The sequence below is a fragment of the Pantoea sp. IMH genome, assembly GCF_000599885.1.
Taxonomy (GTDB): domain Bacteria; phylum Pseudomonadota; class Gammaproteobacteria; order Enterobacterales; family Enterobacteriaceae; genus Erwinia.
Map to the genome: position 1 here is coordinate 93,480 of NZ_JFGT01000007.1, position 25,188 is coordinate 118,667.

Annotated in this window: 20 protein-coding genes; 12 read left to right on the forward strand and 8 right to left on the reverse strand. The window is 53.8% G+C overall.

What is annotated here, in order from left to right; translation table 11 throughout:
- Positions 1-12 precede the first annotated feature (12 nt).
- Together EA20_RS0118455 and EA20_RS0118465 are read right to left on the reverse strand one after the other, a co-directional pair.
- On the reverse strand, positions 13-1,935 hold the full coding sequence (locus EA20_RS0118455; RefSeq protein ID WP_024968239.1) for a DNA topoisomerase III: 1,923 nt from the start codon (positions 1,933-1,935) through the stop codon (positions 13-15).
- 228 nt (positions 1,936-2,163) lie between these two features.
- A complete protein-coding gene (locus EA20_RS0118465) occupies positions 2,164-2,715 on the reverse strand; it encodes an NAD(P)H nitroreductase (protein WP_024968240.1) in 552 nt (183 codons plus the stop codon).
- 191 nt (positions 2,716-2,906) lie between these two features.
- On the opposite strand from EA20_RS0118465, the gene sppA reads away from it, so the two are divergent.
- The 3 genes from sppA (at position 2,907) to pncA (ending at position 6,493) form a co-directional block, all read left to right on the forward strand.
- Positions 2,907-4,763, forward strand: a complete 1,857-nt coding sequence (gene sppA, locus EA20_RS0118470; RefSeq protein WP_024968241.1) for a signal peptide peptidase SppA — start codon at positions 2,907-2,909, stop codon at positions 4,761-4,763.
- Positions 4,764-4,849: 86 nt separating this feature from the next.
- Complete coding sequence (ansA, locus tag EA20_RS0118475; RefSeq protein WP_024968242.1) at positions 4,850-5,869, forward strand: asparaginase; 1,020 nt, start codon at positions 4,850-4,852, stop codon at positions 5,867-5,869.
- Between the two features lie 15 nt (positions 5,870-5,884).
- Positions 5,885-6,493, forward strand: a complete 609-nt coding sequence (pncA, locus tag EA20_RS0118480; RefSeq protein WP_024968243.1) for a bifunctional nicotinamidase/pyrazinamidase — start codon at positions 5,885-5,887, stop codon at positions 6,491-6,493.
- 149 nt (positions 6,494-6,642) lie between these two features.
- On the opposite strand, the gene EA20_RS0118485 is transcribed toward pncA, so the two are convergent.
- On the reverse strand, positions 6,643-6,921 hold the full coding sequence (locus EA20_RS0118485) for a YeaC family protein (protein ID WP_024968244.1): 279 nt from the start codon (positions 6,919-6,921) through the stop codon (positions 6,643-6,645).
- 3 nt (positions 6,922-6,924) lie between these two features.
- A complete protein-coding gene (msrB, locus tag EA20_RS0118490) occupies positions 6,925-7,335 on the reverse strand; it encodes a peptide-methionine (R)-S-oxide reductase MsrB (RefSeq protein ID WP_024968245.1) in 411 nt (136 codons plus the stop codon).
- Between the two features lie 341 nt (positions 7,336-7,676).
- Here msrB and gapA point away from each other — a divergent pair, with 341 nt between their 5' ends.
- Positions 7,677-8,672 carry a glyceraldehyde-3-phosphate dehydrogenase gene (gene gapA, locus EA20_RS0118495; RefSeq protein ID WP_024968246.1) on the forward strand — a complete coding sequence of 332 codons (996 nt, stop codon included), beginning with the start codon at positions 7,677-7,679 and terminating at the stop codon, positions 8,670-8,672.
- 63 nt (positions 8,673-8,735) lie between these two features.
- Complete coding sequence (locus tag EA20_RS0118500) at positions 8,736-9,614, forward strand: D-hexose-6-phosphate mutarotase (RefSeq protein ID WP_024968247.1); 879 nt, start codon at positions 8,736-8,738, stop codon at positions 9,612-9,614.
- Positions 9,615-9,669: 55 nt separating this feature from the next.
- Here the strand turns inward: EA20_RS0118500 and EA20_RS0118505 are convergent, their stop codons facing one another.
- Entirely contained in the window at positions 9,670-10,521 is an 852-nt protein-coding gene (locus EA20_RS0118505) for an aldo/keto reductase (protein WP_024968248.1), read from the reverse strand.
- A gap of 82 nt (positions 10,522-10,603) precedes the next feature.
- Positions 10,604-11,344: a MipA/OmpV family protein gene (locus EA20_RS0118510; RefSeq protein WP_024968249.1), complete on the reverse strand. Its 741-nt coding sequence runs from the start codon at positions 11,342-11,344 to the stop codon at positions 10,604-10,606.
- 423 nt (positions 11,345-11,767) lie between these two features.
- Here EA20_RS0118510 and yeaG point away from each other — a divergent pair, with 423 nt between their 5' ends.
- The 6 genes from yeaG to EA20_RS0118550 all read left to right on the forward strand — a co-directional run bounded on the left by yeaG (position 11,768) and on the right by EA20_RS0118550 (position 20,729).
- Positions 11,768-13,702 (forward strand): protein kinase YeaG, encoded by a 1,935-nt coding sequence (gene yeaG, locus EA20_RS0118515; protein ID WP_024968250.1) that lies wholly within the window; start codon positions 11,768-11,770, stop codon positions 13,700-13,702.
- A 67-nt stretch (positions 13,703-13,769) separates the two neighbouring features.
- Positions 13,770-15,050, forward strand: a complete 1,281-nt coding sequence (locus tag EA20_RS0118520; RefSeq protein WP_024968251.1) for a YeaH/YhbH family protein — start codon at positions 13,770-13,772, stop codon at positions 15,048-15,050.
- 441 nt (positions 15,051-15,491) lie between these two features.
- Complete coding sequence (locus EA20_RS0118530) at positions 15,492-17,219, forward strand: potassium/proton antiporter (RefSeq protein WP_024968253.1); 1,728 nt, start codon at positions 15,492-15,494, stop codon at positions 17,217-17,219.
- A gap of 77 nt (positions 17,220-17,296) precedes the next feature.
- Positions 17,297-17,530, forward strand: a complete 234-nt coding sequence (locus tag EA20_RS0118535; RefSeq protein ID WP_024968254.1) for a DUF1480 family protein — start codon at positions 17,297-17,299, stop codon at positions 17,528-17,530.
- Positions 17,531-17,906: 376 nt separating this feature from the next.
- Positions 17,907-19,373: an undecaprenyl-phosphate galactose phosphotransferase WbaP gene (wbaP, locus tag EA20_RS0118545; RefSeq protein WP_024968255.1), complete on the forward strand. Its 1,467-nt coding sequence runs from the start codon at positions 17,907-17,909 to the stop codon at positions 19,371-19,373.
- A gap of 153 nt (positions 19,374-19,526) precedes the next feature.
- Entirely contained in the window at positions 19,527-20,729 is a 1,203-nt protein-coding gene (locus EA20_RS0118550) for a multidrug effflux MFS transporter (protein ID WP_024968256.1), read from the forward strand.
- Here the strand turns inward: EA20_RS0118550 and dadX are convergent.
- Entirely contained in the window at positions 20,713-21,792 is a 1,080-nt protein-coding gene (gene dadX / locus EA20_RS0118555) for a catabolic alanine racemase DadX (protein ID WP_024968257.1), read from the reverse strand. The two genes, EA20_RS0118550 and dadX, sit on opposite strands and share 17 nt — an antisense overlap.
- 29 nt (positions 21,793-21,821) lie before the next feature.
- Complete coding sequence (locus EA20_RS0118560) at positions 21,822-23,117, reverse strand: D-amino acid dehydrogenase (RefSeq protein WP_024968258.1); 1,296 nt, start codon at positions 23,115-23,117, stop codon at positions 21,822-21,824.
- A 517-nt stretch (positions 23,118-23,634) separates the two neighbouring features.
- Between EA20_RS0118560 and EA20_RS0118565 the strand changes: the two genes are divergently transcribed.
- The gene (locus EA20_RS0118565) at positions 23,635-25,170 is read left to right on the forward strand and encodes a SpoVR family protein (RefSeq protein WP_024968259.1); all 1,536 of its coding nucleotides are present in this window, start codon (positions 23,635-23,637) and stop codon (positions 25,168-25,170) included.
- Positions 25,171-25,188: the final 18 nt, after the last annotated feature.

The following is a 25,188-nucleotide window of genomic DNA, read 5'->3' on the forward strand; positions in this document are numbered from 1 at the left end:
CCGTTTTATTCATCACTCAGTTTCCTTTGCCTTTGACGCTCTGCGTCGCGGTTTCGGTTTTTTACCCGGAGCCACAGCGGGAAGACCACGGAACGCGTGCGCGGCAGGTTGCTGCCTCGCCTGTTCTATCAGCGAATACAATGTCTCCACCAGCGGCAGCATAAAATCCTGGTAACGGCACTGCTTTTCACTGATTTTCGTCAGCGTGGATTCCCAGTGAGCGGTCATATCGGGACGCGCCGCCATCTCAGGCAGCGAATGTATCAGCGCCCGCCCGGCGGGAGTGGCATGAATGTAGCGCCCCTTTTTAATCAGAAAGGCGCGTTTAAATAACAGTTCAATGATCCCGGCGCGCGTGGCCTCTGTTCCTAAACCATCGGTCGCACGCAGGACTTTCTTTAATGCTTTATCCTGGACAAAGCGGGCGATGCCGGTCATGGCGGAAAGGATCGTGGCGTCGGTAAAGGGCCGGGGCGGCTGCGTCTGCTTCTCCACCACTTCGCCACGTTCGCATAAGAGTTCATCCCCTTTGGCAACCACCGGCAGCGGCGTACCGTCATTCTCCTCATCGCGCTCCTTACTGCCCAGCAGCGCGCGCCAGCCCGCCTCAGCCAGAAAGCGGGCTTTCGCCACAAATTTACCGCCGGCGATATCCATTTCAATCACACATTTCCGGTAGACCGCATCCGGACAGAACTGCATCAGATACTGCGTGGCGATCAGGCGATAGATATTATTTTCATTATCGGTAAGCCGGATACTGTTACTGCGCGCCGTCGGTACAATAGCGTGGTGCGCATCAACTTTTTTATCATCCCAGCAGCGGTTTTTGCGATCGGGATTAAAATCACCCGGCGGTGTCAGATCGGGCTGATGCGCGTTAATGGCGTTCAGTACCGCATGTCGCCCCGCGAAATGTTCTTCAGGGAGATAGCGGCTGTCAGAACGCGGATAGGTAATAAGCTTGTGGGTTTCATACAATTTCTGGCAGGTGTCGAGCACGGTTTGCGCACTGAGTCCAAAACGCTTCGCTGCTTCGATCTGCAAACTTGAGAGCGAGAACGGCAGCGGCGCCGTATCGTTCTCCCGTTTGTCATTATAGCTGCTAACAAGCGCGGGCTGACCGCCAATGCGGCCCACCACATGCTCCGCCAGCGGACGGTGCAGCAAGCGCCCCTCTTCATCCTGATAGGGTTCACATGACTCGCTAGGCTGCCACAGCGCCACGAAGCGTTCCTGCTGAGGTGTGACAATGTGCGCTTTAACTTCGAAGAAGTCTCTGGGAACAAAGTTTTCGATCTCTTCATCGCGTCTTACGACCATACCCAGCACTGGGGTCTGCACTCTGCCAACGGAAAGCACACCGTCGTAGCCCGCATTACGGCCCAGCAGCGTATAGGCACGGGTCATATTGATGCCGTAAAGCCAGTCAGCCCGCGCCCGGGCCAGCGCGGATACGCAAAGCGGAATAAACTCACGATTTTCCCGCAGGCGCCCTACTGCCCGCTCGACTGCCTGAGGGTTGAGATCGTTGATCAGACAGCGCTGAACTTTTTCCCGCTTTTCCCCTGGCAGGTCGAGATAATCCAGTACCTCATCCACCAGCAGCTGTCCTTCCCTGTCCGGGTCGCCTGCGTGAATGATTTCCGTCGCCTGCGTCAGCAGTTTTTTGATCACATTCAGCTGCTTCGCCACCGAGGGTCGGGGCTGCAACTGCCATTTTTCCGGCACGATGGGCAAATCGGCCAGCGACCAGCGTGCATAGCGACTGTTATAGCTGTCGGGCTGAGCCTGCTCCAGCAGGTGACCAACACACCAGGTAACCATATGGTCCGCACCACAGGCGATATAGCCGTCGCCCCGACGGTGCGGTTTCGGTAGAACGTCCGCGATGGCGCGGGCCAGGCTCGGTTTTTCTGCAATAAACAAACGCATCCGGGAGTGACTTCCTGCTCAGCTAGCGATGATCTGAAAAGCCTGCTCCCCGAGGCGATCCGCAGAGAGCAATACTATCGTCTGCAACAGGCAGACAGGCTGAATTATCCTCATGGTAGCGTTTTGCATCAGCAGGAGTAAGGGCGCGTGCTTTATTTCCTGTCCGTTCGCTCAATATCGCGACAAAATGCGGCACAGCGAGCTTTTTCACCCCTGCGCCGCCGGGTTTCAGAAATAACGGACAAAAGGTGTGGTATCCGGCGGGATGATGGTGGTATTTGCTTTCAGCTGCGGCGTGCCAAGATAGAGAAAGCCGACGATAGCATCCTGCTCACGACACTGAAAGGCTTCACGCACGGCAGGATGTTCTGTCCAGGCCCCGCTGCGCCAGATGCCGTTAAAGCCCTGTGCGACAGCGGCCATCTGCATCGCCATCACCGCACAACCTGCGGAAACAACCTGCTCCCAGCGCGGCACTTTGTGATTTTCCTGACAGTGCGCCACTACGGTGATGATCATCGGTGCGCGAAATGGCGACTGCTTCGCTTTTTCGATAGCTTTTTCATCCATCTGATCCTGGCGCGCGGCGCTTTCCAGTAGCTGGCTGAAGCGCTCGCGCCCCGCTTTTTCAATTACCGTAAAGCGCCACGGCTGTAGCGTACCGTGATCGGGGGCTCGCATACCGGCCCGAAGGATATTTTCCAGCACCTCGCCGGCCGGTGCGGGCTCGGCTAAGCGGGAGGCAGAACGTCGGTTAACGACCAGGTCCAGTGCGTCCATTTTATTCTCCTGATAATGCGTAGCTTTTAGCTGAAGCTAGCACAGGATGATGATTTGTTACAGCATAACGCTTTTTCCTGCTGACAATATCATCGCTGATAATTAGGATGTCACCATTCTGCTCCGGTTTCGGCGACGTTGCGCGTTAGCAACGAACGAGAGCGGACTTCTGAGGCGTTGATGGAGTTTATATGCGCATGATAGGGCGATTTATCGCTGGCTTTTTCAAATGGTCCTGGCGGCTTCTGAATTTTGTCCGGGAATTTATTCTTAACCTGTTCCTGATTCTGCTGGTAGTGATGGTGGCGGGTGCCTGGTTTCAGTACAACCGCTCCACCACACCGGTCGAGCCAACCAAAGGCGCATTAATCGTTGATCTGAGCGGTGTGGTGGTAGATAAACCATCCGTCAGCAATAAGATCAGTAAAATTGGCCGTCAACTCCTCGGTGCCAGCAGCGACCGGCTGAAAGAGAACTCCCTGTTTGACGTGGTGGACGCCATCCGTCAGGCAAAGGACGATACTAACATCACCGGTATGGTGCTCGATCTGCGCGATTTTGCCGGTGCCGATCAGCCTGCCTTGCGCTATATCGGCAAAGCGCTTCATGAATTCCGTGACGCTGGCAAGCCAATATATGCCACCGGCGACAGCTACAGCCAGGCGCAATATTACCTTGCCAGCTTCGCCAGTAAAATCTATCTCACCCCGCAGGGCACCGTAGATTTGCATGGTTTTGCCACCAACGGGCTCTACTATAAGTCGCTGCTGGAGAAGTTAAAGGTGACCTCCCACGTCTTCCGCGTCGGCACCTATAAGTCAGCCGTTGAACCTTTCCTGCGTGATGATATGTCTCCGGCTGCCAGAGAGGCGGACAGTCGCTGGGTCGGCGAGCTTTGGCAAAACTATCTTAATACCGTTTCCGCCAACCGTCAGTTAACGCCTGCGCAGCTTTTCCCGGGCGCACAGGAAATCATCGCCGGACTGCAGGCGGTCGATGGCGATACGGCGCGTTACGCTAAAGAGAATAAGCTGGTGGATGAACTGGCCTCACGCGCCATGGTCAACCATGAATTCACCAAAGTCTTTGGCTGGGATGACAGCATTAAAGATTATAAAGGCACCAGTATTTACGACTATCCGCTGAAAAAACCGGATACCCCTGACGGCAATATCGCGGTAATTATCGCCAGCGGCGCCATTATGGATGGTGAAGAAACCCCAGGCAGCGTGGGTGGTGATACCACAGCGATGGAGATCCGTCAGGCGCGGCTCGATCCGAAAATCAAAGCCATCGTATTCCGCGTAAACAGCCCTGGCGGCAGCGTTACGGCCTCTGAGACGATCCGTGAGGAGCTTGCCGCCGCAAAAGAAGCCGGGAAGCCGGTCGTGGTGTCGATGGGGGGTATGGCCGCTTCCGGCGGCTACTGGGTCTCAACGCCAGCCAATTACATTATTGCCAGCCCGGGCACGCTCACCGGCTCGATCGGTATTTTTGGGGTGATTAACACGGTTGAGAACTCCCTTGATGCGATTGGTGTTCATACCGATGGCGTGGCAACCTCACCGCTTGCGGATGTGGCGGCCACCAAAGCCCTGCCGCCAGAAGTGCAGCAGTTAATGCAGTTAACCATTGAGAACGGCTACAGAAACTTCCTGGGCCTGGTGGCGAAGTCACGCCATAAAACGCCTGAGCAGATTGATGCGATCGCACAGGGCCACGTCTGGACCGGCAGTGATGCGAAAGCGAACGGGCTGGTTGACGGACTGGGTGATTTTGATGATGCCGTTGCCAAAGCCGCTGAGCTGGCCAAGCTGAAATCCTGGCAGCTAAGCTGGTATCAGGAAGATCCGGGCTTCCTGGATCTTCTGTTCAGTCAGATGGATGCATCTGCGCGCGCAGCGCTGCCTGATGCACTGAAAGTCTGGCTGCCAGCACCAATGATAGATGTTATGGCCGCAATGAAAGAGCAGCCGGGGCTTTTTGACAATCTTAACGATCCGCAAAACCGCTACGCTATCTGTCTCACCTGCGGTCAGGTGAAATAGTCCCTCAGCAGCCCGCCATCTGGTCGGGCTGCTTTTCCCTGGCTTTCCCCTTATACTTCGCCTTTTCGGCAAGCCTGAGTCTCCTGATGCACAAAAAATCTATCTACGTTGCCTATACCGGCGGAACTATCGGTATGCAGCGCTCCGAACATGGCTATATTCCTGTTTCTGGTCACCTTCAGAGGCAGCTGGCTAACATGCCGGAATTTCACCGTGCCGAAATGCCCGATTTCACTATCCATGAGTATCAGCCGCTGATTGATTCCTCCGATATGACGCCGCAGGACTGGCAGGCTATCGTCGATGATATCCGGCAAAACTATGACCGTTACGACGGTTTCGTTATTCTTCATGGCACGGATACCATGGCCTTCACCGCTTCGGCGCTCTCTTTCATGCTGGAGAACCTGGCCAAGCCGGTGATTGTGACAGGGTCACAAATTCCGCTGGAAGAACTGCGTTCTGACGGTCAGCAAAATCTGCTCAACGCCCTCTTTGTGGCGGCGAATTATCCGATCAATGAAGTCACGCTATTTTTCAATAACACGCTTTATCGCGGCAACCGCACCACTAAGGCGCATGCTGACGGTTTTAATGCTTTTGACTCCCCTAATCTGGCGCCGCTTCTGGAAGCGGGTATTCATATCCGTCGGTTAAACACCCCACCTGCGCCCTGCGGGCAGGGTGAGCTGATTGTGCATTCCGTTACCCCTCAGCCGGTCGGCGTGGTGACGATCTATCCGGGCATCTCAGCCGATGTCGTCAGCAATTTCCTTCTCCAGCCGGTAAAAGCACTGATATTACGCTCGTATGGTGTGGGCAATGCGCCGCAAAACCCAGCCTTTCTGAGAGAGCTGAAAGCGGCTTCAGCGCGTGGCATCGTGGTGGTCAATCTGACGCAGTGTATCTCTGGCAAAGTGAATATGGGCGGCTACGCGACCGGGAACGCTCTGGCAATGGCGGGAGTGATCAGCGGTATGGATCTTACCGTTGAGGCCACGCTGACCAAACTTCATTTCCTGCTCAGCCAGAACCTTTCCAGTAGCGAAGTGCGCCGGTTAATGCAGGTTAATCTTCGCGGCGAGTTAACCCCGGACGATAAGTGAGGCATCATGACATCCATGCAGCAGGCTTTGTTACTGATTGATTTACAGAACGACTTCTGTCCCGGCGGCGCACTCGCCGTCAGAGAGGGTGACCAGGTGATGGCTGTTGCCAATCAGTATGCGGCAGAGTTCAGCCAGCGCGGTTTACCCGTCGTTGCCACGCAGGACTGGCATCCTGCCAACCATGGCAGTTTCGCTTCTAATGCAGGTGAGCCCGCTGGCAGTTGCGGGATGCTGGCAGGCCAGCCGCAAATCTGGTGGCCCGATCACTGTATTCAGAACAGTACAGGCGCCGCGCTGCATCCGTCACTGACAGAGCAATACATCACCCATCGTGTCCGCAAAGGGCAGAATCCTGACGTGGACAGCTACAGCGCATTTTATGATAACGGCCACCTTGCGCAGACCGGACTTGATGACTGGCTGAAAGCCCGAAACATTAATGCATTAACCGTCATGGGGCTTGCGACCGACTATTGTGTCAGGTACAGCGTGCTGGACGGGCTGGCGCTGGGCTATGCCGTTACGGTGATCCGGTCAGGCTGTCGGGGCGTTGAACTGAAGCTTGGTGACTGTCAGGCCGCGATCGATGAGATGGCCGCACACGGTGCCGTTATCCTGTAACCGGAAGCTGTCGCGCTGAGGGTGCGGTTTAAGGACATGAAAACAGTAATCGCATCCTGGCGATAATCTGAATTTTGATGTGTAAAGCAGAGGCTGGTGCAGGCTTAAGGCTGGCTGGCCCGCGCCTTAATCCTGCTAATACGCCAGCATTACTGGAGCTTGATTCGGGTGACATTGTCGTCAGTGATACCAAACTCTTCCTTCAGTTCCCGCTTGGTTTTCATCACCATCTGGCCGCCCTTTCCCACGCTCATATGCTGCGGCTGGTCGTTATGTCGCGCCTGCCAGAGCATCACCAGCTGAAGGCTGTTTTCTTTCTGTTCAGGCGTCAGGGCCACGCCATCGGCCCATTTTCCCGTTTCCACCGCAGTCACCAGCCGCTGATAGACTTCCGGCGTCATGGTGGCCAACATCTCATCAAGCATCATCGCTCAGCCCTTAATATTATTGCCATCATCGTCGGTAAAGCTTAGCGAGGCGGAGTTAACACAATAGCGCTCGCCGGTAGGCTGCGGGCCATCCGGGAAAACGTGCCCGAGGTGCGCATCACAGCTGCCACAGCGAATTTCGATACGCTGCATGCCATGTGAATCATCTTCGATGTAGCGCACAGATGCTTCGTCAACGGGTTGATAAAAGCTGGGCCAGCCGCAGCCTGAATCATATTTCGAACCGGAGAGAAACAGCGGCGCGTTGCAGACGAGGCAGTGATAGATTCCTTCGCCTTTGTTGTGCAAAAGCTTGCCGGAAAACGGCGGTTCTGTACCGCGCTGCTGAGTCACGTAGCGCTGCATCTCATTCAGATCGGTTTCTGGCGACAGGGGGTGTTGGTCTTTGGCCATTTTGCTACTCTCGGACAGTGTGATTCTGAAAATATTGGCTAGTATTCTAACAAATAGTTAACAAGGTCAGGGGGGTTTTTTCATCTCAGGCGGATTCTGAAAGTCACTGGAAGGTGAAATTGTGATGCGCATCACCTTTTGGCCGGGCTGCCCCTTTATATTCGGGTAAATCGCCCCAATAGTCGGAATAATCGCCGTGCGAAATGCGCTTTTTGATAAATAATTCCTGCTTCAGGGTTTGATTTGTCGCAACTATTGAAGCGATTCCGCTTGACGCCTGGTAAGGTTTTTGTAATTTTACAAGCAACCTTTTATTCACTAACAAATAGCTGGTGGAATATATGACTATCAAAGTAGGTATCAACGGTTTTGGCCGTATCGGTCGCATCGTTTTCCGTGCTGCTCAGCAGCGTTCTGATGTAGAGATCGTGGCAATCAACGATCTGCTGGACGCAGAGTACATGGCTTACATGCTGAAGTATGACTCTACCCACGGTCGTTTTGACGGCACCGTAGAAGTCAAAGATGGCCACCTGGTTGTCAACGGCAAAACCATCCGTGTTACCGCTGAAAAAGATCCGGCTAACCTGAAATGGGGCGAAATCGGCGTTGACGTTGTGGCTGAAGCGACCGGTATCTTCCTGACCGACGAAACTGCACGTAAGCACATCCAGGCAGGCGCGAAGAAAGTTGTTCTGACCGGTCCTTCTAAAGATGACACCCCAATGTTTGTCATGGGCGTTAACCACAAATCATACGCTGGCCAGGATATCGTTTCTAACGCATCCTGCACCACCAACTGCCTGGCACCGCTGGCGAAAGTCATCAACGATAAATTCGGCATCGTCGAAGCCCTGATGACCACCGTTCACGCTACCACTGCTACGCAGAAAACCGTTGATGGCCCGTCTCACAAAGACTGGCGCGGCGGCCGTGGCGCCTCCCAGAACATCATCCCTTCATCTACCGGTGCAGCTAAAGCCGTAGGTAAAGTGATCCCTGAACTGAACGGCAAACTGACTGGTATGGCGTTCCGTGTGCCTACTCCTAACGTTTCCGTGGTTGACCTGACTGCACGTCTGGCTAAGCCTGCTTCTTACAAAGAAATTTGTGAAGCGATCAAGGCCGCGTCTGAAGGCGAACTGAAAGGCGTTCTGGGCTACACCGAAGATGACGTGGTTTCCACCGATTTCAACGGCGAAGTACTGACCTCTGTATTCGATGCCAAAGCTGGTATCGCACTGAGCGACACTTTCGTGAAGCTGGTTTCCTGGTACGATAACGAAACTGGCTACTCCAACAAGGTCCTGGACCTGGTTGCTCACATCGCTAAATAAGCGCGATGTAAATTCAAGGGCGACTGCGGTCGCCCTTTTTTTTGGCTGAAATAAGGTTTACTCATGAACGAAAAACTCTTTTCGCTTCCCGTTGTTAACCAGATAACGCCCTATATCACCCAGCGTAACATTGGCGATTTACCCGCTGTGGTCATTGCGCACCCTAAAGTCCGGGCGGCGGTGACGTTACAGGGCGCCCACCTGATTGCCTGGCAGCCTGCGGGAGAAGAACCGGTAATCTGGATCAGTGAGAGGACCGCCTGGAGCGCCGGTAAAGCGATCCGGGGCGGCGTTCCTGTTTGCTGGCCGTGGTTTGGCCCTGCAGGGGAGCCGGCACACGGTTTTGCCCGCACCCTGCCGTGGACCCTCTCAGCACATGATGAAAATGAAGAGAGCGTGATGCTCACCTTTGTGCTTGAGAGCAACGAGCAGACGAAGAAACTCTGGCCACACGATTTTACCCTGCTGGCCCGCTTTCGCTTCAGCGATCGCTGTGAAATTGAACTGGAAGCGCACGGCGACTTTGAGGCCACTGCGGCACTGCACAGCTACTTCAGCGTGGCAGATATCGCAGAGGTCGAGGTAAGCGGCCTGGGCAAAACCTATATCGATAAAGTTAATCAGGGCGCTCAGTGCACCTCTGAAAACGGTAAACAGACCTATCCCGACCGCATTGACCGTATCTACACCCAGCCTGAAGCATGCAGTCTCATTCACGATAAGGCTGGAAACCGTACGCTGGAAGTGCACCATCACTACCATAGTGACGTTGTCACGTGGAATCCGGGTCCAGAATTGTCCTGTAGCATGGGTGATATGGCAAATGAAGGGTATAAAACCATGGTCTGCGTGGAGACTGCGCATGTTTCGTCTCCGATGATTAGCGCAGGAGAATCGCCTTCACGGTTGGCGACAACGATCAAAGTGCGTAAGAACGGCTGACAATGGCTTGTTGCTCACCATCCTGCTCGGGTGGTGAGCGCGATATCGGGTTGTATCAGATAACATCCAGCGGAAGTTTCTTTTGTGGCGGCGGGAACGCCTGATTAATTAACGTCAGATCGCCGCTTTCCAGCACCACGCCAAGCGCCGCCGCATTTTCTTCCACATGTTGTATGCTACCCGCCTTAGGAATGGCCATCACCCCTTCCTGACGGATAACCCATGCCAGCAACAGCTGCGGGACGGTGATGCTTTTCTGCCGGGCAATCTCAACCAGCACAGGATGCGCCATCAAATCGCGACGCAGCCTTCCCGCCTGCGCCAGCGGGGAATAAGCCATCACCGGCATGTTCCGCTGCTGACAGGCAGGTAACAGGTCGTACTCGATGCCCCTGGAGGCAAGGTGGTAGAGAACCTGATTCGTTGCACAGCCCGTACCCCCCTCTTCCGTCAGCAGTTCTTCCATATCGGCAGTATCAAAATTAGACACTCCCCAGCGGCGTATTTTCCCGGCCTGCTTCAGCTGCGTCATCGCGTGAAGCGTCTCCTCTAAAGGTATATTTCCGCGCCAGTGCAGCAGATAGAGATCGAGGTAATCCGTTTTCAGACGGCGCAGGCTGCGTTCGCAGGCTTCAACAGCATCCGTGGCACCTGCATTCCACGGGTACACTTTAGAAACCAGCCAGGCGCGATCCCGTCGTCCCCGCAGCGCTTCGCCTACCACTTCCTCGGCGCCGCCATCCGCATACATTTCCGCCGTATCGATCACGCGCAGGCCAAGCTCAAGGCCGTGCTGAAGCGCTGTTACCTCTGCACGCCGCTGCGTCGCATCTTCACCCATATACCAGGTTCCCTGCCCAATAGCAGGCAGCTGGCATGCTTCAGAAAAAATTACCGTTCGGGTCATATTACTCTCCTGCACCTTTTTTACGCGTCATATATGTGCAAAAGGGCGCAAAGCGCCCTTTCTCTGTGCATTAAGTCTGCGATCAGAAGGTATAGCTGATGCCGGTCCAGACCGTTGTCTCTGATTTGCGATCCACCATCGGGCTGTCCTGGATCTCATCGCTCAGGCGCGCGTAGCGGCCATAGGCTGAGGCGGTCCAGTTCTGGTTAAGGGAATAGGTCGCTGTCAGCTCCAGATAGGGATTCCAGCTGGAATCAGCCTGATAGCTGCTCAGGCCACTGCGGCGAGATTCGCTCTTTGAGACCCCGTAATAGTAATCGTTCTGATTATCACTGCTCCAGAGCGCACCAATACCTGGCGTCAGGCTGAACTTGCCAAACTGGAAACGATACAGATAAGTAAGATCCCACAGGAAGCCGTTGCTGTTATCCAGCACATCACCTGCCAGCACCGTACGCACCGAACCCCATTCGGCATTATGTCGGTAGGTCACACCTGCCATCATAGTCATATGCCGGTTATCCAGCTGCTTGAGCTGCTTATTGTCGGTATCGTCCGTGTTAAAGTTCTGAGGAGAGCCGAGAATACTCAGTGCAAGCTGGTTTTCATTGTCCTTCCACAGATAGTAGCCAGCCTGAATCCCCCGCACATAGAAACTTTCCCCTTCGTAACTGATTACCGGGAAGGGATAGTAGCGTTCATCTCCACCCTTATAAGGGTTCTGGCTGTAGATAACGGAGGCCCCCAGCGTTAAGGGGTTCGCCTGCGCCAGCATCGAGGCCGGAAGAAAAAGTGCAAAAGCGCTAACTTTGAAATAGTTCACAATTTATTCAATCCATAAATATGACAAACAAGGTCTTTAGTTTATCAGTCCCTGACAAAGAGTAAAAAAAATTCATATCTCGTCGCACTTAGAATCAATTGGCCGCGCGGTAAGGGACCAAAAACGCAGGCTTATTTACACTTGTCCCGCAGCCCGCCACTGCCAAGGCTCTTAAGTCAGACTCCGTGACTTTGTCCTTGAAATATCATCACAAATGAGAAAGCGCTCAGGAAAATTCTTGAATGCCATCTACGCTTTAATGAAAGAGAGGAAAATTTCGAGAGTAAGTCACCAGTACCCTATCTTCCTGAAAAAAGACGTCAGATTGGCATAAGGGTTGCTGTGATCCTGTAAGTTCCTTCAGGGGCTGACCCCACTTAGGCTCCTGGTACCTGTGCTAAAAAAGAAAGGACGGGCATCGCTATGAATATATTCGATCACTATCGCCAGCGTTATGAAGCTGCCAAGGACGAAGAGTTCACACTCCAGGAATTTCTTACCCTGTGCCGGCAAGACCGCAGTGCTTATGCCAACGCGGCAGAACGACTGTTAATGGCTATCGGCGAGCCGGTTATGGTCGATACTGCCCAGGAGCCTCGTCTTTCCCGTCTGTTCTCTAACCGCGTCATCGCACGTTATCCCGCCTTTGAAGAGTTTTACGGCATGGAGGAGGCTATCGAACAAATTGTTTCCTACCTCAAACATGCGGCACAGGGTCTTGAGGAGAAAAAACAGATCCTTTATCTGCTGGGTCCGGTCGGGGGCGGTAAATCGTCGCTGGCTGAACGCCTGAAATCGCTGATGCAGCGGGTGCCGATATATGTCCTGAGCGCGGACGGTGAACGAAGCCCGGTTAACGACCATCCTCTCTGCCTGTTTAACCCTCAGGAAGATGCCAATATTCTTGAAAAAGAGTACGGCGTTCCCCGCCGTTATCTCGGCACCATCATGTCACCCTGGGCGGCAAAACGCCTGCACGATTTTGGCGGAGATATTTCCCGCTTCAAAGTTGTGAAGGTCTGGCCTTCCATTCTGGATCAACTGGCGATAGCCAAAACGGAGCCGGGAGACGAAAACAATCAGGATATTTCCGCCCTGGTAGGTAAAGTTGATATCCGTAAACTGGAAAACCACGCGCAGAACGATCCCGATGCTTATGGCTATTCCGGCGCGCTCTGCCGGGCCAACCAGGGGATTATGGAATTCGTGGAGATGTTTAAGGCGCCGATTAAGGTGCTCCACCCCCTGCTGACCGCCACTCAGGAAGGTAACTACAACGGCACCGAGGGCATTTCCGCTCTGCCGTTTAACGGTATTATCCTCGCGCACTCTAACGAATCCGAGTGGGTGACTTTCCGTAATAACAAGAACAATGAAGCTTTTCTGGACCGCGTCTATATCGTTAAGGTGCCTTACTGCCTGCGGGTATCGGAAGAGATTAAAATCTACGACAAGCTGCTCAACCATAGTGAGCTTTACCATGCGCCATGCGCACCGGGAACCCTTGAAACCCTGGCCCGGTTCTCGATACTTTCCCGTCTTAAAGAGCCGGAAAACTCGAGCACTTATTCCAAAATGCGCGTCTACGACGGTGAAAGCCTGAAAGATACCGATCCGAAAGCGAAATCATACCAGGAGTATCGCGATTATGCGGGTGTGGATGAAGGCATGAACGGCCTTTCAACGCGCTTCGCCTTTAAAATCCTTTCACGCGTGTTTAACTTCGATCATACCGAGGTCGCGGCTAACCCGGTGCATCTGTTCTATGTGCTTGAACAGCAGATTGAACGCGAGCAGTTCCCTCAGGATCAGGCAGAGAAATACCTTGAACATCTCAAAGGCTATCTGATTCCGAAATACGCCGAGTTTATCGGTAAAGAGATCCAGACCGCCTATCTTGAATCTTATTCAGAATATGGTCAGAACATTTTCGATCGCTATGTCACCTACGCTGACTTCTGGATTCAGGATCAGGAATATCGCGATCCCGATACGGGACAGCTTTTTGACCGCGAATCCTTAAATGCGGAACTGGAGAAGATTGAGAAGCCCGCCGGCATCAGTAATCCGAAGGACTTCCGTAATGAAATTGTCAACTTTGTCCTGCGCGCCCGCGCGCATAATAATGGGCGCAACCCGAACTGGACAAGTTACGAGAAGCTGCGCACGGTAATCGAGAAGAAAATGTTCTCCAATACCGAAGAGCTGCTGCCGGTAATTTCGTTCAATGCGAAAACGTCCACGGATGAGCAGAAAAAGCATGATGATTTTGTCGACCGTATGATGGAGAAAGGCTATACCCGCAAGCAGGTACGCCTGCTCTGTGAATGGTATCTGCGGGTAAGAAAATCGTCCTGATTCAGGTCTGTATGCATTACCGGGCCGGGTGACACCAGCCCGGCATGCAACGTGGTGTGGGGGAATTATGGCCTATTTTATCGATCGGCGTCTTAACGGCAAAAACAAGAGCGCGGTTAACCGCCAGCGCTTTCTGCGCCGTTATAAATCGCAAATCAAACAGTCGATTTCCGAGGCCATCAATAAGCGTTCGGTGACCGACGTGGAAAGCGGCGAGTCTGTTTCAATTCCGGTGGACGATATTCACGAACCCATTTTTCATCAGGGCCGCGGCGGTAAACGCCACCGCGTCCATCCCGGGAACGATCATTTTGTGCAGAATGACCGTGTTGAACGCCCTCAGGGCGGGAGCGGCGGCGGTGGCAGCGGCCAGGGAAATGCCAGTCAGGATGGAGAAGGTCAGGACGAATTCGTCTTTAATATCTCGAAAGATGAATATCTTGATCTGCTGTTCGAAGACCTGGCCCTGCCTAACCTGAGAAAAAATCAGCACCGCCAGCTTAATGAATATAAGGTTCACCGGGCGGGCTACACTTCCAACGGCGTCCCGGCCAATATCAGCGTGGTTCGTTCACTGCAGAATTCGCTGGCAAGGCGTACCGCGATGACCGCTGGCAAACGCAGGATGCTCAGTGAGCTGGAAGCGACGCTGGAGGTCATTGAAAAATCGGAACCGGCTCAGCTGCTGGAAGAGGAACGGTTACGGCAGGAGATTGACGAACTGCGGGCGCGGATCAAAAGAGTGCCTTTTATCGACACCTTTGACCTGCGTTATAAAAATTTCGAGAAACGTCCGGAACCCTCAAGTCGGGCCGTTATGTTTTGCCTGATGGATGTCTCAGGCTCCATGGACCAGGCGACGAAAGATATGGCCAAACGCTTTTATATTCTGCTCTATCTTTTCCTGAGCCGGACTTATAAAAATGTGGAAGTGGTCTATATCCGCCATCATACCCAGGCGAAAGAAGTCGATGAGCAGGAATTTTTCTACTCGCAGGAAACAGGAGGAACCATTGTTTCCAGTGCTCTGAAGCTGATGGATGAAGTGGTGAAGGAGCGTTACGACCCTGCTCAGTGGAATATTTATGCGGCACAGGCGTCAGATGGTGATAACTGGGCGGACGATTCACCGCTCTGCCATGAAATACTGGCGAAGCACATTCTGCCGGTAGTGCGTTATTACAGCTATATCGAAATCACGCGCCGCGCCCATCAGACGCTCTGGCGTGAATATGAACACCTTCAGGCTATGTTTGATAATTTCGCACTTCAGCATATCCGTGAACCGGAGGATATCTATCCGGTCTTCCGTGAACTCTTTCATAAACAGGCGGAAGAGAGCTACTGAAGCGATATGAAGAATAGCTACCAGTGGAGCTGAGTGGGCTGAACGGCGAGGATAAGACGCAGTCAACGAGAGTGGCCAGTTTCCCAACAGGATAAACGCTGTCCGGTCTGGCGTCTTTTCTTCGCAATTCTTCTCCCGTCGCGGTATGACGCACATTTCAACCCTCTGGGTCCCCGTTATTGCCCGTGATGACTTCCTCCTGCTTCGCCTCTCAGGTAAGCGAAAAGGCCTGCTATCCCTGTTTTTTTCGGTCAATGCCTCAAATAACAGGCTAATCATGCGCACTCAGGCGCCTTTATCCGATCGCATTTTGTGTTATTTTAATCAGGTAGGAAAAAATAAGCAGCGCCATCTTCATCTTTGATGACGCCGGAAAGTAACGAGGCAGTCCCGCAACGAGCTGTTACAGCAAGCGTTTATTTATTACAGGAGAGTTATCCATTGGAAGCCAGCGCAATTTACAGTCTGTTTATTATTGGTTCCGTGCTGGTCGCCGCAAGCATTTTGCTGAGTTCATTCTCATCTAAGCTCGGCATCCCAATTTTAGTCATTTTTCTTGCCCTTGGCATGCTGGCGGGTGGCGACGGCATTGGTGGGATCGCTTTCGATAATTACCCCGCCGCTTTTCTGATCAGTAACCTTGCGCTGGCGGTCATTCTGCTTGATGGCGGTATGCGCACCCAGGCGAGCTCTTTCAGAGTTGCCCTTGGGCCAGCCCTCTCCCTGGCAACCGTCGGCGTCCTCATTACCGCAGGACTGACCGGTATGGCCGCCGCCTGGCTGTTCAATCTGAATATGCTGGAAGGTTTTCTGGTGGGCGCGATTATCGGCTCAACGGATGCCGCTGCGGTCTTCTCCCTGCTTGGTGGTAAAGGGCTGAACGAGCGCGTCGGCGCCACCCTTGAGATTGAATCCGGCAGTAATGATCCGATGGCAGTATTTTTAACCATCACGCTGATTGAGATGATCCAGCAGGGACAATCTGGCCTGAACTGGACCTTTGTGATTCACCTGATCCAGCAGTTCGGACTGGGGATAGTACTGGGCCTTGGCGGCGGCTGGGCGCTGCAACAGCTGATTAACCGGGTTTCACTGGCCAATGGCCTCTATCCTCTGCTGGCCGTCAGTGGCGGCATCCTGGTCTTTGCGCTGACCACCATGCTGGAAGGCAGCGGCATTCTGGCGGTCTACCTTTGCGGCTTTCTGCTTGGCAACCGCCCAATCCGCAACCGCCATGGCATCCTGCAAACCTTCGACGGCATGGCCTGGCTCAGTCAGATCGGTATGTTTTTAGTCCTCGGACTGCTGGTGAATCCTTCAGACCTCTGGACCATTGCCTTACCGGCGATGCTGCTTTCTATCTGGCTGATCCTGATCGCGCGTCCACTTTCCATATTTGTCGGCCTGCTGCCGTTTCGCGGCTTCAACATCCGCGAACGGTGCTTTATCAGCTGGGTAGGTTTACGCGGCGCGGTACCCATCATTCTCGCCGTTTTCCCAATGATGGCGGGCCTGGAACATGCCTCGCTCTTCTTTAATATCGCTTTCTTCGTGGTGCTGGTGTCATTAATGGTTCAGGGCACGACGCTGGGCTTAGCCGCCCGCAAAGCCAGAGTGGTCGTGCCGCCGATGGCCTCTCCCATCTCACGAACCGGTCTGGATATTCATCCTGAGAATCCCTGGGAACATTTTGTCTATCAGCTTAGCGAAGATAAGTGGTGCATTGGCGCGGCGTTGCGCGAGCTGAAAATGCCCAGAGAAACCCGGATTTCCGCCCTGTTCCGCGACAATCTGTTACTGCACCCCACCGGCAATACGCGGCTGAGAGAAGGCGACGTACTCTGCGTCATTGGTCGTGAGCGCGACCTGCCGGCGCTGGGTAAACTGTTCAGTCAGCTGCCGCCTGTCTCCCTTGACCAGCGCTTCTTTGGCGACTTTATCCTTGAGGCCGACGCCCGTCTGCAGGACGTGTGCGAAATTTACGGCATTGAGCTGGATGAAGAAACCAATGCCAGTCAGACACTGGGGCATCTGATTGGTAAAATGATTGGCGGCACGGCGGTAGTCGGCGATCAGGTCGAATGGAAAAATATGATCTGGACCGTGGCGGAGAAAGAAGCTAACGCCATTGTGAAAATTGGCGTCCGGGTTGCGGATAACAAGGAATAATCCTGGCCTGAGGAACTCGACCTGTGGCAAATAGCGACTAAACTTAAGATTCGTATTTGTCCGGAAGGGAGTAAATCATGGGTCATGTTGTTAAGATTGGTCGCTACGAAATTATTGACGCGGAGCTGGATGCGCAGAATGTCGATACGGTCAGCATCCCCTGCAGCACCAATCCCGGGCTAAGTTATCAGCTGGATGGCTGGGATAATGAAACCAGCGTCCCCGCCTGGATTGACGGTGAGCCCGTGGATTTGGCCATTTGTCATTACGATAAACAAAAGGATCGCTGGATACTGAAAAAACCGGCCTGATGCGCTTTACCCTTCACCGCCGTGGTCATTCGCTGCGGTGAAATTTTCTTTTCTCTGCCATCAAAATGTTATTTCAGCGTCATACAATTCCCTTATTCTTTATTTCCCCGCTTCGCTTATTATTATCCGCTTATTGCGCTGCTGTTTTTTTGACCATTTTAGGAATTGCCCGTATTAACTAACCCAAATAACTCCTGCATACTCTGAATCTGCTTTAACCTGATTTTGTTTCATTTCTCTTCTCGCCGCGTTACCACTGCGGGTGAAGATTTATGACGTCCCAGAATTAACGTTGGAACTTGCATTTCCATTACTCCTGAACGCGTGCTTGATTCCCGTCAGGTTACCGGTCACTCATGAAAAGAGAGCAAGCATTATGGCAAGTACTCTGGTATTGAACGATCGCCGCCGGGCATTTAGCGGTACACGAAAAAATATTATTACCAAAGCCGCACTCAGTTTCTCCGATTTGATTTCTATTAACCTGGCGCTGTTTTTATCCACGGCCACCGTCCAGGCTATTTGGGGTAATCTGGATATATTTATTCCCCCACAGGAAGTGGAAGTGCGATTTCTGGCGCAGTTTATTATGTCGGTGCTCTGTACTGCCTGGTTCTGGATGCGTCTGCGCCATTACACCTACCGCAAGCCCTTCTGGTTTGAACTGAAAGAGATTATCAAAACGCTGGTGATATTCTCCCTGCTGGACCTGGCCTTAATTGCCTTCTCAAAATGGGATTTCTCCCGCCTGCTCTGGAGTTTCACCTGGGCATGGGCGTTGATCCTTGTCCCGCTGCTGCGCTCATGCGTCAAACATGCCATTCTGAAAGCCGGACAGTGGCAGAAACAGACCATCATTATCGGGTCAGGTAAAAATGCGCGTGAAGCCTACGCTGCGCTCCAGAGCGAGGAAATTCTGGGTTATGAAGTGAAGGCATTTGTTGCATCCAACGATCACGGTGGTGCAGAAAGTCTCAACGGTGTACCGGTTATCACCGCAAAAGATATCATCTGGGATACCGTCGATCTCGACAATACGCAGTTTATTGTGGCGATGGAGTATGAGCAGCAGGCCTTACGGGACACCTGGCTTAAACTGCTATCCAGTAAAAAATGCCGCTCCGTTTCCGTGATCCCCACGCTGCGTGGCGTCCCGCTTTATGGCACCGATATGTCCTTTATTTTCAGTCACGAAGTGATGATTTTGCGGGTCAGTAATAATCTGGCCAAGCGCTCGTCCCGCTTCCTTAAGCGCGTCTTTGATCTGGTGGTGGCCTCGATGCTGCTGCTCTTTCTCGCGCCGGCGTTCGCCATCATCTGCTGGATGGTGGGCCGTGATGGCGGCAATAAAATTTATGGTCATGAACGCGTGGGCCAGGATGGCAAAAAATTCAAATGCCTGAAATTCCGGTCAATGGTTACCAATTCTAAAGAGGTGCTGGAAGAACTGCTCGCCACCGATGCTGAAGCGCGTGCGGAGTGGGATAAGGACTTTAAGCTCAAGAACGATCCGCGCGTCACGAAAATCGGCGCCCTGCTGCGCAAAACCAGCCTGGACGAACTGCCACAACTCTGGAACGTGATCCGTGGCGAAATGAGTCTGGTTGGCCCCCGCCCGGTCATCGAAGCGGAGCTTGAGCGTTATGCCGGCGATGTGGATTACTATCTGATGGCGAAACCGGGCATGACCGGCCTCTGGCAGGTCAGCGGACGTAACGATATCGATTACGACACGCGCGTTTACTTTGACTCCTGGTACGTGAAAAACTGGGCTTTGTGGACGGATATTGCCATCTTATTTAAGACGGCGGGCGTGGTGTTTCGCCGCGACGGTGCATATTGATGACAGCCTGTGGCTGACGCAGCTTCATACGCCATGCCGTAAGATACCGGCATGGCGTTGCTGCCTGTGCTTTTTTCTTATTTCTTCCTTTTCTTTTGCCACTCTTGTCACTACCCTGTGCGGCTCGCTCTTAAACGGATATCGCCTCGCACGATGCAAAAATTCACGTTAATTCTTCTGAGCCTGGTGTTACTTGCACCGCTGGGCATCGATCTTTATTTGCCGACGCTGCCAGAAATTGCGCTGGGGCTGAATACGCCTGTTACCACCGTGCAGACGACAATTCCCCTGTTCCTGCTGGTTATGGGGCTGGGGCAGATTGTCGCCGGACCGCTGGTCGATAATTTCGGGCGTAAACCCGTCGCGCTGATTGGCCTTTTTCTCTATATGTTAGGGAGCGTTCTGGCCGCAACGGCGACCAGCTGGCCTCAGTTTCTGCTGGCCCGCATCGTGCAAGGCTGTGCGGTCTGCTGTACCGCAGTGGTGGCGTTCAGCGGCGTGCGCGACCGTCTCGACGGCGAAGATGCTGCCAGAGCCTACGGTTTCCTGAACGGGGCGCTTAACATTGTTCCTGCACTGGCCCCGATGCTGGGCGGATTGCTGGCGGCGGCTTTCGACTGGCGTGCGCCCTTCTGGTTTCTCACCGCCTATGCGCTGGTTATCGGCCTGATTGTGGTGTTCTTCCTGCCAGAAACCCGCCCTGCCGGTACGCTCGCGGTGAAAGGGCTGCCGCTGAAGCAATACTGGCAAATTTTCCGCCAGCCGCGCTTTCTTGCCTTCGCCTTTGCCAATGCGGGCGCGCTGGGCATGGTGCTGACCTATGTCTCTCTTGCACCTCAGGTATTGATGACGGAAGGGAAACTGACCGCGCTGCAATTTTCGATAGCCTTCGGCGCAAACGGCTTCTGGATTATGCTGGTCAGCGTGCTGGTCAATAAAATCATCCGCAAAGTAGGTCGTCCTTTCTGCCTGGCAGCAGGCAGTCTGGCGATGATACTCGGCGCGCTGATGCTGATGGGTGGCGTGCTACTCCTGCCGGGAGAATGGCAGAACAACTGGGCGCTCTATATGTTTCCGGTTGCCATTTCCGTCGCCGGTCTTGCTTTCACCGTCGGCCCGGCCACCAGCTACGCGCTGGAACCTTACCAGCAGCAGGCGGGCGTCGCTTCGGCGCTGGCGGGCTTTATTCAGATGGCCGGCGGCTCTTCCGCAGGGCTGCTGATGATGGCGCTGCCCCTTGCGGAAAAGCCCGCGCTGGCGTTGATGATGATGACAGGCGCGATTCTGGCGGGAATCGCCTGGCGCTACAGTAAAAAAGTGCGCGGCACCATTACCGCGCTTAAAGCGTCTGACTGATACGAACCGGCACCCGGGGGGCGAGCGCGCACATCAGCTCATAACCCAGGGTGCCTGCCGCCTGCGCAACCTCATCGATTTTCACATTACTTCCCCACAGCTCAACCTGGCTGCCGATGCCCGCCTGAGAGCACGGCGTAAGATCGACGGTGATCATATCCATTGATACCGCGCCTACGGTCTGCGTTTTGACGCCGTCAACCCAGACCGGCGTGCCGCTGGGCGCATGGCGTGGATAGCCATCGGCATAGCCACAGGCGACCACGCCAATCCGCTGTTCGCCTGTTGCCCGGTAGCGCGCACCATAGCCGACTGCTTCACCCACGCTCAGATTCTGAATACCAATGATTTCGCTGTTAAGCGTCATGGCAGGCCTCAGGCCGCAGCTGGCCACATCCTGCCAGTGGCCGGTCGGTGAGGCGCCGTAGAGCACGATGCCCGGCCTTACCCAGTCATAATGGGTTTCAGGGTGCCAGAGCGTGGCGGCGGAGTTGGCCAGCGAGCGCGGACAGTTCAGCCCTTCTGCCGCCTGAGCGATCCGTTTCATCGGCTCTGCGATCCCTTCCGCCGTTTCCGCTCCGGCGAAATGCGCCATCAGCGTCATTTCCGCCACGTTTTCCAGGCCACGCAGTTTGTGCCACACCTGGTGCACCTGCTCAGGACGAAAACCGAGACGGTTCATGCCGCTGTTCATCTTCAGATAAATATCCAGCGGCGCGGAAAGTTTCGCTTTCGCCAGCGCCTGGATTTGCCAGTTACTGTGTACGCTCGTGGTCAGACGATAGCGATCCAGCAGGGCCAGTTCATCCGCATGGAAAAAGCCCTCCAGCAGTAAAATCGGCTTCTTCCAGCCGCGCTCGCGCAGCAGAATCGCCTCTTCCAGATTCAGTAACGCAAAGCCATCCGAACCGGCAAGGCTTTGCCAGACGCGGTCAATACCATGCCCGTAAGCGTTGGCCTTAACCACTGACCAGAGACGGGAATGCGGTGCAGCCTGACGGGCAACCGCCAGATTATGTCGTAACGCGCTGGGATCGATCGTTGCGACAATCGGACGTGACATAACTTCTCCTGATTCTCACTAAGGAAGATTTAGCGGGCGCCCTGCAAGATTTGGCCCGTTGACGGATAAAAACCCGGCAAATAGCGCATCACTGAGAGATCGTCTGCGGCAATCGCTGGTGTGCGTCCGGAAATAATATCAGAAATCAGCTGACCCGATCCGCATGCCATCGTCCAACCGAGTGTTCCATGACCGGTATTGAGATAAAGATTCTTAAACGGCGTCCGGCCAACGACAGGCGTTCCGTCAGGGGTCATTGGCCGCAGGCCGCTCCAGAACGTGGCCCGCTCGATAAAGCCGCCTTCAGGAAAAAGATCCCTGACAACCATCTCCAGCGTTTCCCGCCGTGCGGGGAGCAAATCGGTGTTATAACCGACAATCTCGGCCATGCCGCCGACGCGAATACGATCCTCGAAGCGGGTAATGGCGACTTTATAACTTTCATCCAGCACCGTCGAAACGGGCGCTGATTGCGGATCCTTAATCGGGATGGTGAGCGAGTAGCCCTTAAGCGGATAGACAGGCAGACGCACGATACTCTCCAGCAACGCCGTCGAGAACGCGCCGAAGGCGACAACATAGGCATCGGCGGTCACCGTTTCCCCGTCACATTTTACGCCAGCAATTTGATTGCCTTCCTGAAGTAAGGCATCCACGGCGGTATTAAAACGGAAAGTCACGCCTGCCGCCGCGGCCATCTCCGCCAGGCGCTGGGTAAACATCTGACAGTCGCCGGTTTCATCATTGGGCAGCCGTAGCCCACCGGTCAGAATATGCTTTGTCGCCGCGAGCGCTGGTTCTGCTTCCACCAGCCGATCCGCTTCCAGCAGCTGATAAGGCACGCCCGCAGCCTTTAATACCGCAATATCCTTCGACGCGCTGTCAAATTGTTGCGCAGTGCGGAACAGCTGCAACGTACCGCCCTGACGGCCTTCATAAGCGATACCGGTCTCTTCGCGCAACGCCTTCAGGCAGTCCCGGCTGTATTCAGCAATCCGCACCATGCGGCTTTTATTCTGCTGATAGTGCTGCATATTGCAGTTTTTCAGCATCTGCCACATCCAGGCGAGCTGGAACAAGCTGCCATCCGGGCGGACCGCCAGCGGCGCGTGTCGCTGAAACATCCACTTTATCGCCTTGAGCGGCACGCCCGGCGCAGCCCAGGGTGCGGCATAACCGGGCGAGATCTGACCGGCATTGGCGGCACTGGTCTCCAGCGCCACGCCAGGCTGGCGATCGATTACCGTCACTTCATGACCAGCCTGAGCCAGATACCAGGCGCTTGCGACACCCACAACCCCACTACCCAAAATGACGACTCGCATACCTTCCCACCAGATTAAAAAGAGGATTGAACTGCATAGCTGCGCTATTTGCAGATGAAAACACTACCCTTAAACAGGGCGACCTGCGGTGACTTATTTCACATCTTTTTCACATTCACTGGCAACTAAAACAGAACATTGCGCTAAATACGGGATTTCACCCTGCTTTATCGCGGATGGTAGCAGCAAATCATTGATCCGTTGGTTTGCAGAGGTGCGCACAGAAGATTATTAGCCCTCACTATCATGCGACACTTAAGTAGTTTTATCTGCTGGATAAACCTCGAGAATCTGAACTCTCCAGGGTGCCCGCCTGGTTTTCCCCGTCACGCTTTATTTTATGCCGGAGAATGCGGTTAATCGCCTGAGCGATTGGAGAGAGTGAACTATCATTGAGATATTGGCTTTTCTTCCGGGTGGATCAGGGCAGTCGCGCTTTGGTCGCCGTCATGAAAACGGATATTTTGTCGCTACATGCTGTAACGTCGAAAACCGGTTTTTATAAAAGGGGTGCGCTATGACGACTATCTTTGACGATGCCATCACCAGCAGTAAAAGACTCAGTGATGGTCCTGACTGGACCTTTGAACTGCTTGATGTTTATCTTGCGGAGATTGACCGGGTCGCCAAACTCTACCGGCTCGACACCTATCCTCACCAGATTGAAGTCATTACCTCAGAGCAGATGATGGACGCCTACTCCAGCGTGGGTATGCCCATCAACTACACGCACTGGTCGTTTGGCAAGAAGTTTATTGAGACCGAGCAGCGTTACAAGCATGGACAGCAAGGCCTGGCTTATGAAATCGTCATCAACTCCAATCCCTGCATCGCCTATCTGATGGAAGAAAATACCATTACCATGCAGGCGCTGGTGATGGCGCATGCCTGTTATGGCCACAACTCCTTTTTCAAAAACAATTACCTGTTTCGCAGCTGGACCGATGCCAGCTCGATTGTGGACTACCTGATATTTGCCAGGAATTACATTACCCAGTGCGAAGAGCGTTACGGTCAGGAAGAGGTGGAGAAACTGCTGGATTCCTGTCACGCGCTGATGAACTACGGTGTTGATCGCTACAAGCGGCCGCAAAAGATTTCCCTACAGGAAGAGAAAGCGCGGCAGCAGAGTCGCGAAGCCTATCTGCAAAGTCAGGTTAATACGCTATGGCGTACCCTTCCCCGCCGGGAACGGGAAGAAGCGCAGGTAGAAGCGGTGCGTTATCCTTCCGAACCTCAGGAAAACCTGCTCTATTTTATGGAAAAAAACGCGCCGCTGCTGGAGCCATGGCAGCGGGAGATTTTGCGCATCGTACGTAAAGTCAGCCAGTATTTCTATCCACAGAAGCAGACTCAGGTAATGAATGAAGGCTGGGCAACGTTCTGGCATTACACCATTCTTAATCATCTCTATGATGAGGGAAAAGTCTCCGAACGCTTTATGCTGGAATTCCTGCACAGCCATACCAATGTCGTCTTTCAGCCGCCTTACAACAGCCAGTGGTACAACGGCATTAACCCTTACGCGCTGGGGTTTGCCATGTTCCAGGATATCAAGCGTATCTGCCAGCAGCCCACGGAAGAAGATCGTCACTGGTTCCCGGACATCGCGGGCAGCGACTGGCTGGAAACCCTGCATTTCGCTATGCGGGAGTTTAAGGATGAAAGCTTTATCAGCCAGTTCCTGTCGCCGAAAGTGATGCGCGATTTCCGGTTATTTACGGTAATGGATGATGACCGCAATAACTTCCTTGAAATTGCGGCCATTCATGATGAGGCGGGCTACCGGGCCATTCGTCAGCAGCTTTCAGCGCAGTACAACCTGAGCAATCTGGAACCTAACATCCAGGTTTATAACGTTGATTTGCGTGGCGATCGTTCACTGACGCTGCGCTATGTGCCGCACAGCCGCGCGCCGCTGGATAAAAGTCGCCGGGAGGTGCTGAAACACGTACATCGTCTGTGGGGTTTTGATATTCATCTTGAACAGCAAAACGAAGACGGCAGCACCGAGATCCTCGATCGCTGTCCGCCAAGACCTTCTGCGCTCTGAAGCCCGCAGCGCTCAACA